We start from the raw sequence: 15535 nt of genomic DNA on the forward strand, positions 1-15535 counted from the left end.
TAAGTATTGGTTTATGCAAGTCCTGCCGGCATGGAGGCTATCAGCGTCAGACAGTTCTCTTTACCCTGAATTTTCCTGACAGATTCTTTTTGGGTGGACTGTAGTGGCCCAGGAGCCAGACTTCTGCGGTGAATTCACCTTCCATGTAGTCACCTATTTCAGCGGCAAACTTGGTGATCTTCACATGTCCGCCGGAATAAACAATATCGCAGGTTTCGCAGTTCTGCTTTTCTGAAATGTAAGTGTCATCCACGGAATTAATGTTGGAAAAATCCACATAAGCCAGTTTATCTCCTGTTCCATAGGGGTAGGATCCACCACCAGCCACACCGCCCGGAATGGTGATCAGGATATCGCTTCCACTCTGGAAACTGGTAGTAACATAAAAAAAGCTGTCCACCTCCATTCTAAGTGAGCTTTCACCATCTGCGAAGGGATTGTTGATGGTTGTCATGCCATCTTCCCTAAGAATAAAATATTCATCCGGCACGGTATAGATGGAGGTAAGCAGGATGGCCAGGCTTTTCCGCTTATTGTTGTATTGTGTAAACGGTACGGAAACACTTACCACCGCAGGATTTTCAGCAGGTACCTGACCTGGTGCTTTATAGACACAACCGATACCATCGGGCTGGATATGGCCCTTGCCGGAGGATAGTGTCCAGGATACTTTTGACACATAGCCATCGTAATCCACCAGGTCACCAATTGGCTGGTCCTGCGTCAGCGGCGCAAGCAGGGATCCCAATTGCCATTTGAGACGAAGGTTGGCCGCGCCACCCGGTTTCACCTGGTTTGTATCGGCCACCACCATCATCAGTTCTGCCACGGTCCAGTCACTGAAATGCGTGGTCTGAACAGTGAGTTTGTTTGTCTGCTCATCGAGTTCGGTCTGGGATGCCAGATAATGATACCCGTCCTGGTTCTGGTAAGCGAGGTACAATGCATCGGGGATGGTTCCCTTCATTTCCTGCTCGCCATAAGCATAGGTAATGGTTACCGGCTTCAGGAATTCAGCGCCTTCAGGCAGCAACCGAAAAGCCTTGCCCTTGCTGCCTTCCAGCGTATTTTCCACCTGCTGGATGCTAAAACTGACAGCCGCGTTCAGGGCACCTGCCGGAACCTGAACACCGATCGCTCCGTCTGCGGACTGAATAGAACCGCCGGCAGGTCCAATCGTTTTTACAACTGCAGTTCCAACAGGATTTCCATGTGGCCGTTTGACGGGATTAGCGGCCTGGCCATTGCCATCGGGATAAACTTTGGGAGAATCACTTTTAGAACAGGATACCAGTACGGCAGCCAGCAGAAAAGTGATCGAAAATAATTTCCGGATCATAGATAATGTTTAATGGTTTAATTGGTATCTGACATCAATGCAGGCGCAAAATTCTCATGATCCGGGGATAAAGTGCAACGCCAAACGGATTCATTATTACGCCAAATGGATTCATTTCTATATGAGCGGCGCCAACCAGAACAAGCATCCGGGTAGTTTTGCATTTCGAATTATGGCAATTAAGGAATTATCATACCATGATGTGGCAAGCATTGCAATGGATACCCAGGCAGGCGGCGTGAGCAATCAACAATGCCATGACCTGTTCGGCCAATATGAAACTGCCGCAACCAATTTACCAGGGCTCCTGGTGAGCGACTGGAAATGGAGTCTCACGGAAAATATCCGGGTGAAAAGCCAGGGGCTGACGGATGAGGTATTTTTTTCCATTACAGAAAAGGGCTTTATCCGGTCAACTGTTGGAGGGCTTGCGGATGTTGAAAAACAACATTTGATGAACGGGGGCTTGCTATACTGGCCGGAGGGATGTGAGCACCAGTTAAACAGGGGAACTACAGTTACAGGCCTAACCATCAAGATGCCTGCAGGCAAACTGGCAGAACTGGTAATGAATGAAGGCCGGTGGGGTGAATCCATCGCCCGGAAAATAGAAAATTACGAACCCTTCTGGGTGGGAGGGCAGCAGGAACAGGGGCCTTACATACAGGAAAAAATCAGGCAGATCCGCCAGGCAGGCAACCAGGGTATTAGTCGCCTGCTGGTGGAGTCCAGGGTTTTGGATCTGTTATATTACCAGTTGGAATCCATCAGGCAAACCATGGAATCGCCATCACCGGTAAAGGGAATCAGCAAGGATGACATAGATAAACTCTATGCTTTAAAGACTTACCTGGACTGTCATTTCCTGGAGGAACTCAGTCTACACCAACTGGTGCGCATCAGCACCTTAAACGAGTTCAAGCTAAAAAGGGGATTCAAATTTTTATTTGGCAAAACTGCATTCGGCTTTGTGCAGGAAAAGCGAATGGAATATGCCGCTGATTTATTACGTAATACAGATACAACCATTCCGGAAACCGCACACATTGCAGGTTACCAGCATACCCATCATTTTTCGGCGGCTTTCAAAAAACATTTTGGCATGACGCCAAAAGAATGGATCAGATAGGAGTTTATTTCAGTTTCACTTTCACATAAACCGGAAAATGATCCGAGGGGAATTTTCCATTATAGGTATCAGTTAACAAACCCCATTTGGCGACCCTGAAATGAGTCGTAACAAATACGTGATCAATGATCTCCTTTCCGGTTTTCACTGATCCGAAACCGTTGAAGGAAGAATTATTGACATAAGGATATTTCACCTGGGCGTAGCTGTCTTTCAACAATTTTGAGTTGGCTAATTCCAGGTACCAATCGCTATCATGCCCTCCATTCAGGTCGCCCATAAAAATGACCGGGCTACTGCCGGCAATGGATGAAATTTTTGCCAGGACGAGTTTGCTGCTTTCTTTACGCGCTTCCACTCCCTGGTGATCATAATGCGCGTTGAAAACATAAAACTTTTTCCCGTTTTTAATATCCTGCAGGTAAACCCAGGAGCAGATCCGGTTACAGCAGGTTGCATCCCAGCCGAGTGAAGGTTTCTCCGGGCTTTGCGACAACCAGAAATCGCCCTTATCCAGCAGCCTGAATGTTGCCTTTTTATAAAATATCGCGGCATGTTCACCCTTCTCCCTGCCATCATCCCGACCGAGGCCATAGCGACTGTATTCTGGAAGGGCATTACTGATATCATCCAGCTGGTTTTTCAGTGCCTCCTGTGTGCCGAAAATATCAAAATCATGAAAACGAAGCAGGGCAGTGACAATGGGTGCACGATCCACCCAGAGGTTGCCACTGTCCCGCTTATTGTCAAACCTGATATTATATGTTCCGATGATCATCTCCTGTGCATAACTGGCACCCGTAAACGAAACGAACAGGGCAACCAGGAGTATTCTGAAAAATTTCATACCCGCATATTAATAAAGATTCCTCACTTCTGCGTCGAATTCGGCAATTGTATCAGAAGACCGCTGTTTCCTCCGGCAACCGTGGTGGGAACCTGGCCAGACCATTTCTGGATCTTGATATATTCAATATACAGGGGAGTAAGGGAAAGCTGTTCCTTTTTGATGGCTTCCGCGCGACCCGCAGCCTGTATAACTGCCTGGGCTGAATCACCCCGCGCTTCAGCGATTTTCCTTTCCGCTTCGGCGATGGCCACCTGTCGCTGATTTTCCGCCACCTGAACTTCCTGAATGGCCCTTGTTTTAGCCACAATGGATTCAGATATTTCTTTTGGCGGAACGATATTGGTTCTCAGTTGCGAAACATTGAACCACTGCGAAACCCTTTTATTACATTCGGCCACAATGGCGGATTCAAACTCTTCCCTGTGATTGAAAATCGAATCCACCGTATAGCGGTTAGCCACATCATTCACCGAACCGACGATGGCATTTTTCAGCCATCCCTGCTCCATCTCTCGGATGCCTACCCGAAGATTCTGGAACATATCTGCCACATTGCCCGCATTAATCGAATAGTTGAAGGAAGGTTTAATGGTAGCCCTGAAGCCACCCTTGGTTACAATATCCGCTTCTTCAAAATCAATATGCTGCTGGTGGATGGGAAACTCATAGATCCTGGATATCCAGGAATTATAAAATACCCAGCCGGTTACATATTCCGATTTGCCAACACCCCTGTTGTCACCGATATTACTCACCTTGATGCCTACATGCCCGGCATCAATCCGCTCCACATCGATGGGGTTAATAACTGTCAGCAATAAGGATATAATGAGGGCCAGCAAAGGCTTTCCCAGACCAGCTACCCTGAACTGTCCGCCAGGGCTGAAATAATTACTTTTTCTAAAGACCTGCAGAATGAGACCGGTAACCAGAAAAATTCCCAGAAACATGATAAAACTGATCATTTGGAGTTGGTTTTGATGTATTTGATGAAAGAAAAAAGATGTGTGATAAACAGGAACAGCAGGAGAATCATCACCAGTACAAAAATGCTGACATATAACCAGCTTCCTGTTATGTCAAAAGAGGTAAGATAGGACCCTGCAATGATATTTCCCATCGCATGCAGAAATAAGGCGGTAACCCGCCAGAATATGTTGTTCATTTTCTCACAGTTGGTTGGTTGTGTTAAATAGACTTTAACAATTCACGCCGGGTTGCATTCCTGTGTAAATATTTCGGTGAGGGTTAACACTGAATTCATACGCCAAAATCCGCAGTTAATACATTACATGCTTGCCACTGCATGCATGGGCGGCTAATTTCACCCCCTGCTTTTACTTAAGCAGTTAAACCTTTTTTTATGAAACAAGTTTTGTTAGGGTGCAGCCTGCTGTGCCTGGTATTCTATTCCTGTTCCAAATCGGATGTGAGCAAACCAGCGGAGAGGCCGCCGCTGGTAACCCAGCCCGGAACAGCTGACGGATCAGCTGTCAGTAAAAAAATCACTTCCGCCGGCGGCAGCATCAGCAGCAGCGATGGCAGGATAACGGTAAAAATACCGGCGGGCGCACTCACCGAAGAAGAAACCATTACCGTGCAGCCCATCAGCAAGGAGCTGGAATTCGGCCTGGGCAAGGCATACAGGATCACACCGCATACTATCCATTTCAGCAGGCCGATAACCATTTCCTTCAAATACCAGGAGGAGGAAATCCGGAATACCCTGCCTGAATTTCTGGCTATCGGTTTCCAGGATACCACCGGAGCCTGGCGTGCAGTGCATGAACCCAGGCTGGATAAAAACACCAGAACCGTGGAAGTTTCGACTACGCATTTCAGTGACTGGGGATTTTTTCCGACACTTTATATCAGCCCTGCGGACGCCCGGCTGGAACCCGGACAATCACTGGAACTAACGGTAATGGGTACTGTAGATCCTGAGGACATCCTCCTGCCCAACCCGGATGGAAGCCCCATGACCGATCCTTTCAAAGTGGTGGATGAAACGGTGAAGGGATGGCAATACAACGGCGCCGGCAGCCTGTCGGGAAATGGTGCAAGAGCAGCTTATAAAGCGCCTCCGGCGGTGCCGAGTCAAAACCCCGAAGCGGTGATGGCTGAGATCAAATTCCCCAGGCCTGGGAAATTTTACCTGGTGGCCAATATTACAATCCTGTCAGACCTGCACATCGACTACCTGCAGGTGAACGAAACCGAAGTGAATATCCCCGGAACGCAATACGAAAGCAGGCTGATGATCTATGGTAATTTCGGGAATGATCCGGGCGCGGGTAAGCGCCATGTAAAGATCAACGGCTCTCCGCTTAATATTATATACTGGACTCCCAAACTCATTGTCTGTGATATTTATTCGCAGGGACCGCTTTCCTCCGGGGCTGTTGAAGTTCAGTCCAATGCAAAGAAAGACACCAAAATACTCAATGAATGGAGGGTTGACCTGGAGTATGCCAAAATAGAATCTCCGGGTGGTGCATTAACCAGGAAATTCACGCTGATGCTGCGTTTGCGAGGGGATGCCAATGGATACATAAAGGAAGGAGAGCAGAACATGATCCCCTATTCAGACCTTAATAAATCCTCTAAAGCACTCATCAATATTTCTTCTGGCAGCTTCTCCAACCCGGTAAGCCTGGAAGCCTGCGGAACCTACACGGTAAAATGGGATGCAGTTACTGATGTGGAGGTGGCACGTGTCCCCTATTCATCGCACCAGGGATTGGGTGGAAGAATCGAATTCACACCTACGGGCGTCAGACTCAAGATAAGATTTGAATCCCCTGCGGTGCTCCGTTCCACCCGAACATTTGTTCCCTGCCGGGGCATGACGAGCACACAGGTGGTGATGGAGCCGCTCCTGTTTCAGGGTTTTCACGAGGAGGAAATATTCCTCCGGTTTTCAGGTTCCGGAACAGGCGCGTCCATACTGGCAGATGAAATGCCTACCATTCCAAGAACAGGCGTTGCATCGGGATTATATTTTGATGTTACTGACCTTAACCCTGATGCTTACTACACCACACTTAAATGGAAAGAAGAAAAACCAAAATACCAATAAATCATCGGGACATCAAAATGCAGTCCAGCCACCATCAGCCACCACAGTTGTGCCATTGATAAAACTGGCATCATCCGAAGCCAGGAACAATGCCACGCTGGCAACCTCTGAGGGATTGGAAGAACGCGGATTAAGCGACAATCCTGTCATGATCCGTTCATTGATCAAAGGGGTGACCTTACTGTAATCGATGGTGGACCCGATATTGGTTTCCATGGCGCCCGGTGCGATCGCATTGCATCGGATGCCGGATTTCGCATACATATAACCGGTATTTTTTGTGAGGCCGATAAGTGCATGTTTACTTGCGGTATAAGCAGCCCCGGCCCTTGCTCCCTGCAAGCCGCCGATGGATGCTATGTTTACTATCACACCCGACTGTTTTGCCAGCATGATTTTAAGTGACGCCCGCATGGCTTTGAAAGGTCCGGTGAGGTTGACATCCATTAACCGCTGCCAGACCTGGTCATCCACTTCAGCAACCGGGCTGAAATTATCCATGATGCCGGCGTTGTTAACCACGATATCAAGGGTTCCATATTCTTTCACTGCCAGTGAAATCATATTTTCTATGTCTTCTGCTTTAGCCATGTTGGCCACAACGGTGGTGATCGTACCACCGTTTCCGGAAACCTCTTCCTTCAAAGCTGCAAGGCTTGTTTCATTGATATCAGAAGCCACCAGCCTGGCTCCTTCCGCCGCAAATAAAAGGGAAATGGCTTTACCCAGGCCGGATCCGGCCCCGGTTACCAGGGCAACTTTATTGTCGAGCTTTTTCATCATTGAAGTGGTTTATATTTTAAAGTTACGCTATTCAATACAGCTTCGATTTCAACAGAACCAGATCAAACCGCCTTCCGGTTCAATGCAGTACAGACTGCGCATTTACCATCTATCAACCAGGAAAAACAGGGTACCCAAATTAAACCCGGCGTCAATTTTCAGCTTCAGGACTGCAGCAAAGGAATTTCGTTTTAACGGCACCATCCAGGTGGGCTGCCCGGTAGTGCCATGGGTGATCCGGCTTCCTCAGCGATCAGTGCCAATGACCTGTTATGGGAGTTCTTTCAGCGATACCAGTTACCCTAACAGACAACAGTAAGCGCTTTATTTTTTCTTACTGCGATTTTCCTCCAAACGGAACCTGGCAATGTCTGCAATCAATTGAAGAGGTAAGGGATGACTGTATGGAAACTGGATGGCTCCTTTGGAAACCTCGTATTCCTTCAACTGGTCGCGAAACGCTTCTATACCCGAAGGAAGGGGGTAGTATCCGAGATGATTCTTCCACGCAGCAAAATAAACCAGCACACCTTTGAACTTGTATGCCGGCATATTATAACTGATGGTTTCCTCAGCTTCAGGAACTGCCTGGCTGATGGCCTGGCGTACCTGTTCAGCAACCAGCAATTGCTGGTCAGTTAATGAAGACAGGTATTCACCGACTGAAAAAAACTTTTTCAATGACATTACAATTAGTTACAGGCGTACAGTCAAAGATAAAGCCGGTTGCCTGGCAACTTTGAAGGACTTTTGGTCAGGCACCATTATTTTCTGGTGAATAATACTAAGTCCGGCTGCCCGTCGCTTATTCATGGCTGAACTTATGAAAAAAGGAATGCTACCCAATGCAAGTCCTGCTCCCACCCCAGCCACTATAATCCCTTTCTCCAGGTTATCGCCAAACCATTCCCCCTCATCCGTGTCATTTCCAATCAACACCCCCGCAATAAAGAGGGCTGTGCCTCCGCCCAGCATCACCCAGGCTGCGGTCTTCTGGTTCTTGCTTTTCAGCAGGTAATCTGATTTGGATAGTGAGGTATCCATCATTACCGACAAACGCATCGCTGCATTAAATGATGCGGTAAGTTCTGGTGTTACGGCAGTTTGCTGATCATTTTGAATTTGTGCCTCCGCAGGGGAGCATAAAACTATCACCAGCAGGATCAAAAAGGAAACCTTTTTCATAACCTTTATTTAGTGTTATATAATTGGCTTCCTTAAAGTTAGACTCAATGAAAATGGCACTGTATGACAGAAGTCAATCCGGCTCATGAGAGCAGTCAAAACCTTGAAATAAAGACGCTGCCTACCCTATCAGGTATGCCAATCCCTCATTTACCGGTTCATATAAATCACTGATCCGTTTTTGCCGGCACATATCCTGAAAAAGATCCCTGACAATTTTATAATCATTGTGAATGGGACAGGGATGCGTGGCAGAACATTTACTAAGGCCAAGTCCGCATTCATCAAAAACTTCTTTTCCGTCAATGGCATCAATTACGTGCATGATTGGCTGGTTCCGCTGTTTTGCAGTGAGGTAAAATCCGCCATTGGGTCCTTTGACGCTGTTGATTACTGCGGCTTTCACCAGGGTTTGCAATAATTTACCAACTGTATGTTCGCTGGCATTGATGAATTCAGCGATCTCCATAATTCCGGCCTTTTCACCGGAGTCAAATTTTGACGCCAGGTAAATAACGGCTTTGATACCGGTTTTGCAGGTTAGACTAAGCATTTAATGTCCGTTTAAAAATTCACGCCCATCCAACGTGATCCAATCATCCAAATATCCCTGAAAAGATTCAGGAAAACAATTCCTGCTCCATTTGCTGGGCTTTGGGGAAGAGGATATTGTTCTCCAGGTGAACATGCAGGTGAATATCCTCTTCAAATTCCGCCAGCATTCTGTACAGCAGACTGTAGCTGGCACAGGCGTCATCGGGAAGTTGATAATCGTGGGTGAGTTCCCTGATCGCGGCCAGGTTCTTACCAACCAGTTCATGCTCATCTTCCATTACATGGATGGGGTTCTGCACCGTTCCAAAATGTGGTGGCTGCAGGGCACTGGTGTAATTGTTAGCGGCTACCAGTTGTTTGATATAGGGGAATAATACAGTTTCTTCTTTCACCAGGTGGGCGCTCAACTCGGTAAATATCTCCTCCACCAACTGATGAACCTTCAGCAATTCAGGGTGGCGATTGCCATGCACGCGTTTTACTTTCGATGCGTAAGCCCGAATATCAGGCAGGTTCTTCCGCACATAACTATGATGTGTATTCGTAATATAATCTGCCAGGAAGTCGATGTTCCAGTCATCGTATGGCAGTGGGCGGGATGCCTGCAATTGATCTGCCTGCCGCAGTTCCTGCTCTATTTTAGTTATGTCCAGCCCCTTTTCTGCACAGGCCTCCTTAACCGTCTTCCTGCCACCACAGCAGAAATCTATTCCGTGTTTTTTAAACACCTGTGCTTTCCGCAAATCCCGGGCAACAATTTGTCCAAGCGTTTCGTCCTGTTGTCCACTGATTTTTTTGGAGATCCTGACCTTCCACCATTCAGGTCCCTGCTCCAGGTATTCCCAGGTAAAAATATCACCGCGTTCACCCAGCAACTGGTAGTACAGGGGTTTGGGATCATGGTCGTTATGGATGGTCAGGCTTTCCCCTTCTCCCAGTGCATCAAACCGCAGGAAGATGGTCGGATGCTTTTGCCGGGGTTCCAGTAAGGTTACGTTGAGGAAATTGTCGGCGGCTGTTGTAAGCATATACAGATTTTTAAATGATACGATACAACAAAGGTAAAAGCTATTCCCCAATAAAAGTAATTAAATACTTTTATTGGGGATATTTTACCTGCCCCTGACAGTAGGGATAATTCCTTTAAGACAATTTTTCCAATTCCTTCATAAAGGGCTGTGTATAGAAGCGTTTGCCGGTAGCTTTATACAAGGCATTGGCGACTGCAGCAAATACGGGCGGGAACAGTGGTTCGCCCAAGCCTGTCGGATCTTTTTTATTATCCACAAAATGTATGTCGATGGACTTTGGCGCTTCGCCATGCCGGATCATGCGGTAGGTATTGAAATTGTTTTTCTGCGGAACGCCTTCTTTGAAAGTCAGTTCTCCATAGAGGGCATTTCCGATACCGTCCACAATTCCTCCCTCTCCCATATTGATAGCGGCATCGGGATTGATCACGATACCGCAATCCACTGCTGCCACTACATTATGAACGATGGGCTTTTTATTGCGGATCTCCAGTTCCACCACTTCCGCCACATAGGAGTTATGGCAGAAATAGGCCGAAACCCCACGGTGCACTCCTGGTTTGGCTTCATTCCATTTCGATTTTTCTTTCACCAGTTTCAGTACACCTGCATAACGCTCGGCGTCGTAGTCATTGTTTTTACCCACGGGATTGGTGCGGGCCCGTTCCATCAGTTCCAGCCTGAAATCGAGCGGATCCTTACCCATGGTTTCTGCCAGTTCATCAAGAAAGGATTGTTCGGCACTGGCGATGAAATTGGACCGGGGTGCCCGGAAGGCACCGATGGTAATATTGGACTCGATCTGCCAGCCCTCTGCCAGGTAATTGTCAATGGCACCGGCCGGAAAGCGATCGGCATGGATGGGTGTTTCGGGGATACCTCCGGCTTTCACATGCAAAGCCAGCAGGTTATTGTTTGCATCCAGTGCTGCCCGGTAAGTGGCGGTATAGGTTGGACGATAAATACCGTAGGTCATGTCATCTTCCCTGGTGTACATTAATTTCACCGGGGCCTGTATCTTCTGGGAAATGATTGCAGCTTCCACCATATGGTGTCCATAGGCTCTCTGTCCGAAGCCCCCACCCATTCTGGCCAGTTTGATATGTATTTTTTCCTTTGCCATTCCGAGGCGGGCAGACAATGTGTTGCGGATGAATTCGGGCGCCTGGATAGGTCCGTTGATTACAGCGGCATCGGCTGTTACATGTGCATAACAGTTAACCGGTTCCATGCAATTATGGGCCAGGAAGGGAGCGGTATAGGTACGCTCGAGAATTTTGGCCGCTTTACTGAATGCACCTTCGGGATCACCATCCTTACGGAGAATTCTACCCGGTTTTTTGGAAAACTCGGCCATTTGAGCCAGGTGCCCGGTCGTACTTTCGAGTCCGGCCGGTATTTTCACGGTTTGCTTCCCTCCCCATCCTGCTACAACGATATTGGAGTCGGAAATTTTTTCCCATTCGATTTTAAGGGCTTTTTTGGCGTTCATCACTTCCCAGGTGGTCTTTCCTACCACCACTACCAGTTCTGTGAAGGAGGTGGTGTCAAAACCATTCCTTTCATAATCATCTGCCAGGGTTTTGATGGTGAATACATCTTTGATACCGGGCATGGATTTCGCGGCAGCATCGTTGACGGATTTCACTTTCAGGCCAAAGGCGGGGGGATGGGTGATCATGGCCACGAGCATGCCTTCCTCCCGAATATCAACGCCAAAGAGCGGCTTGCCGGTGACGATGTTTTTTCCTTCCACGTTTTTAATGGAGCTGCCAATGATTTTGAAGTTGCCGGTATTTTTAAGTAGCACTTCCTTGGGCACGGGCAGGGTGGCAGCCAGGGAAGCCATTTCGCCGTAGCCTGCTTTTTTGCCACTGGATTGATGAATCAGGCTACCGGCTTCGGTGGTAATCTCAGCTTCGGGTACATTCCAGGTTTTGGCGGCTGCGTTGATCAGCAGGCGTCTTGCAGTAGCGCCGGCGGTACGCAGGTGTTTCCATCCCTGGCGGATGGCCTGACTGCCACCGGTGAACTGGCGTTCGAAGCGTTCGGGATAAAAATCAGCCTGCTCCACTGTAACGTCCTTCCAGTTGATGTCCAGCTCTTCGGCCAGGATCATCGGCATAGATGTTTTCACATTGGAACCGAACTCCGGATTGGGTGACATCAGGGTTATGGAGCCATCTGCACCGATTTTGATATAGCTGTTCAGTTCAAACCATTCTTTAGGCAGGGGTAAATTCTCAGCCTGCTCCTGCGCCCATCCGGCCAGCCAGCTGAAGCTTAGCAAGAGACCGCCACCGGCCATGGAGGAAACCTTCAGGAATTTTCTTCTATTGATGGATGTTTTAACTACTGTCATGACAGGGAAGGTTAAGGTGATTACAATTTTGCAGCTGTTTTGATGGCCGCTTTAATCCGGAGGTAGGTGCCGCAGCGGCAGATATTGCCGTTCATGGCAGCATCGATATCTGCATCGGTTGGATTGGGATTCCTTTTCAACAAGGCGGCAGCGTTCATCATCTGTCCGGCCTGGCAGTAACCACACTGGCTCACATCATGTTCCAGCCAGGCCTTCTGAACCGGGTGGTCGCCATTTTCCGACAGGCCCTCAATAGTAGTAATCTGTTTGCTGCCAACGGCTGATACCGGTAACTGGCAGGATCGAATAGCCGACCCGTCGAGGTGGATCGTGCAGGCGCCACATGCAGCAACGCCACATCCATACTTGGTACCTACCAGGTTGAGATGATCCCGTAATACCCACAGAATGGGGGTTTTGGGATCTACGTCCACCGTATGTTTTTTCCCGTTTACATTCAGGTTGATGATTGCCATAGACTGAATTAATTATATTCAAAAGAACTACAATTAATTGATTCAGTTATTACGCAAATCAAACAATTATCTGTATAGAACAAACCAATTTGCCGGTACAATGGCCGTACAGTGCCGGGGAAGTGTCTAACAGCAGGTAAAGAATCAATCTACACTGATGAGTTTTTGTAAAAAAGCAATGCGGATAAGATCAGCTGTATTTTTTGCCTTCAGTTTGGCTAAAAGACTTTTCCGGTAGGTATCCACAGTATTAACACTGATATTCAGTTTCTCTGCCATTTCGGTATTGGTGAATCCGTTTTTTATCAGTTCGAGAATTTCTTTTTCTCGCCTCCCGAGAATGATGTCATTTTTCTTTTGTTGTTCTGCCGCATGAAGTGTTTTTGCAGCTTCGGAAGCCATATAGGTTTTACCAATTGAAGCAAGATGAATGGCTTCCACCAATTCGCGCTGATTGGCATTTTTCAACACATATCCCGAAGCACCGTTATCCATCATATCCCGGATATAACTTGCCTGGTTGAATGTACTCAACCCTAATATGAAAACAGAAGGGTGTAATTGCCTGATTTCCCTGCAAAGATCAATTCCGTTACCATCCGGCAAATTGATATCCAGCAACAACACATCCGGCTGCCTGTTCTTCAAAAAAGCCATACAGGAAACCGCATTGGAAGCAGATCCTATGAACTCAATATCCTTATCATGCATCAGCAATGAGCGGATGCCCTCAACCACCATGTAATGATCATCTGTTATAAATACTTTTATCATATCAGGTCGTTATAAATTCCAGGTTAACAAAGGTTCCCCTGCCGGGAGTTGATTGCACTTCAATTGCCCCCTTCAGAAAATCAACCCTGGAACGAATATTCTTCCAGCCGATACCCTCAGCCTCCTTCAGTGCTGCAATATCAAAACCTTTTCCATTATCTTCTACATTTACTATTATTTTTTCGGGTTCCCAGAATGTCTGAACCAATACATCTGAAGCTCCGGAATGCCTGATAGCATTACTGATCAGTTCCTGAATAATACGGTAAAGCGCAAATGTGGTAGTTTGATCAAGTTGGCGGTTTTCCGCTCCGATTGTTTGGTGAACAATTTTCATAATCCCACTCTTGTTTATCTCCGTGAAATGATCTTTTAAAGCGGCTTCCAACCCATAGCGGAGTAACACTTCCGGCATCATATTCTGGGCCACCCGGCGCATTTCTTTTATTGAACTGTCAAGCATATCCATGCTTCGTTCAAAGGCCTGGGCATTCTCAGGCGTCATAACAAGATTTCCTTTCATGGTATTAAAAGAATATTTTATCCCTGCCAACATTCCACCCAGGCCGTCATGAAGGTCCCTGGCAAGACGCGTACGCTCCTGCTCCTCACCTTTTAATACAGCTTCGGTAGCAGCAAGCTGTTTCTCAGACTCAAGCTCATGAATTCGCTGCTGTTGTATTTTCCGGCGTTGCCCATAAACCCGGTAAGAGGAAAACAGGATAATACCCAATGCAAGGGTTCCCGCCATCAAGGCATAATTCTGATTACTTTGCTGTTTTATGACTGCCTGCTGCAATTGTAACTGAACATCCTTTTTTTCAGCCTCATACTTTTCTTCAAGATCGAGAATATAATTCCTTCTTTCCTCATTCAGTAAGGTATCCTTAACGGCAGTATACTTTTTATAGGACTCCAAAGCTTCCACATACCTGCCGGTAGATAAATACAAGTCACTCAGGTACTTAAAACCCTCCTTAAGAAAGGTTTTGGCAGAATCTTTTTCTGCATATTCAATTCCCTGTTTCAGGTACTTTTCGGCATTTACATAATCAGTTTGTTTTGTTTTGATATTACCCATCTGCAACAGCGGATCTATCATATTCCACCGTGAATTGTGTTTTTTGGCCAGGTCATGCGCCTGCTGATAAAAATAGGCTGCGCTGTCATATGCATTCAGATTCTGAAAACTAACCGCAGCAAGAAGGTAATAACTCTGTTTCCTGCTGAAATCCATATTATCATTAAAATAAATTCTGGCAGAGTCAATATAATTTTTTGCTTTCAGGTACTCACCGGTTTCTGTATAGTAATGGGTAGCCTGCATGCAGGCAAGGAAGAGTCCGGGCGCTGCATTTAACTGCCTCGCAAGCTTCAGAGCCTTATCCACGTATTCCTTCTGTTTATCTTTTAATTTTAACTGCTGGTAAATCATTGCGATGTTGACATAGTATATCAGCAGTTTATTATTAAGCTTGATTTCCTCCTGGATGCGAATAGCGGAGAGGCTGTAATAAACAGCAGAATCAAATTTTTCAATAGCCCGGTAATAATCGGAGAAATTCCCATAGGTGGCAGCTAATTCGCTTTTTGCATTATGATGACCGGACTTCAAAAAAAGTTTTTCCGCTTTCAGTAAATTATCCAGTTCCTGTTGCCTTTTTCCCTGAATATAAAAAGGTATTGCTTCATACCGCAGGGCAACACCAGCATAATACCAAAGCCTTTTGGATATTGAGAATTCAACAGCAGAGCGGTAAAGCTGGTGTGCCTTTTCCATATTCACCGGCTCCATGTACATCGCATGGTAAATCATATCCTTTGCCCTTGCAGAATCGGGTAGATTCTGCTGAAGCCTTTTCCCGACACTATCCACCAGGGCCTGCTGTGCACGAATGGAATTGCTGCAGAAAAATATTACTGCTACCAACGATATAATCCGCCAATAAATCATCATTCTCTAAATTTAAGG

At 46.9% G+C, this 15535-nt stretch carries 16 protein-coding genes; 3 read left to right on the plus strand and 13 right to left on the minus strand.

Annotated elements, in window-relative coordinates; translation table 11 throughout:
• Positions 1–46: 46 nt before the first annotated feature.
• Positions 47–1339 carry a hypothetical protein gene (locus BC349_RS05270; protein ID WP_187255670.1) on the minus strand — a complete coding sequence of 431 codons (1293 nt, stop codon included), beginning with the start codon at positions 1337–1339 and terminating at the stop codon, positions 47–49.
• A gap of 37 nt (positions 1340–1376) precedes the next feature.
• On the opposite strand from BC349_RS05270, the gene BC349_RS05275 reads away from it, so the two are divergent.
• Entirely contained in the window at positions 1377–2468 is a 1092-nt protein-coding gene (locus BC349_RS05275; protein WP_187255671.1) for an AraC family transcriptional regulator, read from the plus strand.
• Positions 2469–2472: 4 nt separating this feature from the next.
• On the opposite strand, the gene BC349_RS05280 is transcribed toward BC349_RS05275, so the two are convergent.
• From BC349_RS05280 to BC349_RS05290, 3 genes are read right to left on the minus strand one after another with little or no spacing between them, the layout of a single operon-like run.
• Positions 2473–3315: an endonuclease/exonuclease/phosphatase family protein gene (locus BC349_RS05280; RefSeq protein ID WP_187255672.1), complete on the minus strand. Its 843-nt coding sequence runs from the start codon at positions 3313–3315 to the stop codon at positions 2473–2475.
• 23 nt (positions 3316–3338) lie between these two features.
• Positions 3339–4283, minus strand: a complete 945-nt coding sequence (locus tag BC349_RS05285; RefSeq protein ID WP_187255673.1) for an SPFH domain-containing protein — start codon at positions 4281–4283, stop codon at positions 3339–3341.
• Positions 4280–4483: a hypothetical protein gene (locus BC349_RS05290; protein WP_187255674.1), complete on the minus strand. Its 204-nt coding sequence runs from the start codon at positions 4481–4483 to the stop codon at positions 4280–4282. The genes BC349_RS05285 and BC349_RS05290 overlap by 4 nt, the downstream gene beginning before the upstream one ends.
• 198 nt (positions 4484–4681) lie before the next feature.
• Between BC349_RS05290 and BC349_RS05295 the strand changes: the two genes are divergently transcribed.
• A complete protein-coding gene (locus tag BC349_RS05295; RefSeq protein WP_187255675.1) occupies positions 4682–6397 on the plus strand; it encodes a hypothetical protein in 1716 nt (571 codons plus the stop codon).
• A gap of 12 nt (positions 6398–6409) precedes the next feature.
• Here BC349_RS05295 and BC349_RS05300 read toward each other — a convergent pair whose 3' ends face one another.
• On the minus strand, positions 6410–7180 hold the full coding sequence (locus BC349_RS05300; RefSeq protein ID WP_222840079.1) for an SDR family oxidoreductase: 771 nt from the start codon (positions 7178–7180) through the stop codon (positions 6410–6412).
• 82 nt (positions 7181–7262) lie between these two features.
• On the opposite strand from BC349_RS05300, the gene BC349_RS05305 reads away from it, so the two are divergent.
• On the plus strand, positions 7263–7499 hold the full coding sequence (locus BC349_RS05305) for a hypothetical protein (protein ID WP_187255676.1): 237 nt from the start codon (positions 7263–7265) through the stop codon (positions 7497–7499).
• Positions 7500–7504: 5 nt separating this feature from the next.
• On the opposite strand, the gene BC349_RS05310 is transcribed toward BC349_RS05305, so the two are convergent.
• From BC349_RS05310 to BC349_RS05345, 8 genes are all read right to left on the minus strand, one after another.
• Positions 7505–7867 carry an iron chaperone gene (locus BC349_RS05310; protein WP_187255677.1) on the minus strand — a complete coding sequence of 121 codons (363 nt, stop codon included), beginning with the start codon at positions 7865–7867 and terminating at the stop codon, positions 7505–7507.
• 9 nt (positions 7868–7876) lie between these two features.
• A complete protein-coding gene (locus BC349_RS05315; RefSeq protein ID WP_187255678.1) occupies positions 7877–8365 on the minus strand; it encodes a hypothetical protein in 489 nt (162 codons plus the stop codon).
• 121 nt (positions 8366–8486) lie between these two features.
• Positions 8487–8918, minus strand: a complete 432-nt coding sequence (locus tag BC349_RS05320) for an RrF2 family transcriptional regulator (RefSeq protein ID WP_187255679.1) — start codon at positions 8916–8918, stop codon at positions 8487–8489.
• Between the two features lie 67 nt (positions 8919–8985).
• Complete coding sequence (ric, locus tag BC349_RS05325) at positions 8986–9948, minus strand: iron-sulfur cluster repair di-iron protein (protein WP_187255680.1); 963 nt, start codon at positions 9946–9948, stop codon at positions 8986–8988.
• Positions 9949–10063: 115 nt separating this feature from the next.
• Positions 10064–12313, minus strand: coding sequence for a xanthine dehydrogenase family protein molybdopterin-binding subunit (locus BC349_RS05330; protein ID WP_187255681.1), 2250 nt, complete (start codon positions 12311–12313; stop codon positions 10064–10066).
• Between the two features lie 20 nt (positions 12314–12333).
• Positions 12334–12789 carry a (2Fe-2S)-binding protein gene (locus tag BC349_RS05335; protein WP_222840080.1) on the minus strand — a complete coding sequence of 152 codons (456 nt, stop codon included), beginning with the start codon at positions 12787–12789 and terminating at the stop codon, positions 12334–12336.
• Positions 12790–12933: 144 nt separating this feature from the next.
• Entirely contained in the window at positions 12934–13563 is a 630-nt protein-coding gene (locus tag BC349_RS05340; RefSeq protein WP_187255682.1) for a response regulator, read from the minus strand.
• A 1-nt stretch (position 13564) separates the two neighbouring features.
• Positions 13565–15520 carry a tetratricopeptide repeat-containing sensor histidine kinase gene (locus tag BC349_RS05345; protein ID WP_187255683.1) on the minus strand — a complete coding sequence of 652 codons (1956 nt, stop codon included), beginning with the start codon at positions 15518–15520 and terminating at the stop codon, positions 13565–13567.
• Positions 15521–15535: the final 15 nt, after the last annotated feature.

The sequence above is a fragment of the Flavihumibacter stibioxidans genome, assembly GCF_014332695.1.
Taxonomy (GTDB): Bacteria; Bacteroidota; Bacteroidia; order Chitinophagales; family Chitinophagaceae; genus Flavihumibacter; species Flavihumibacter stibioxidans.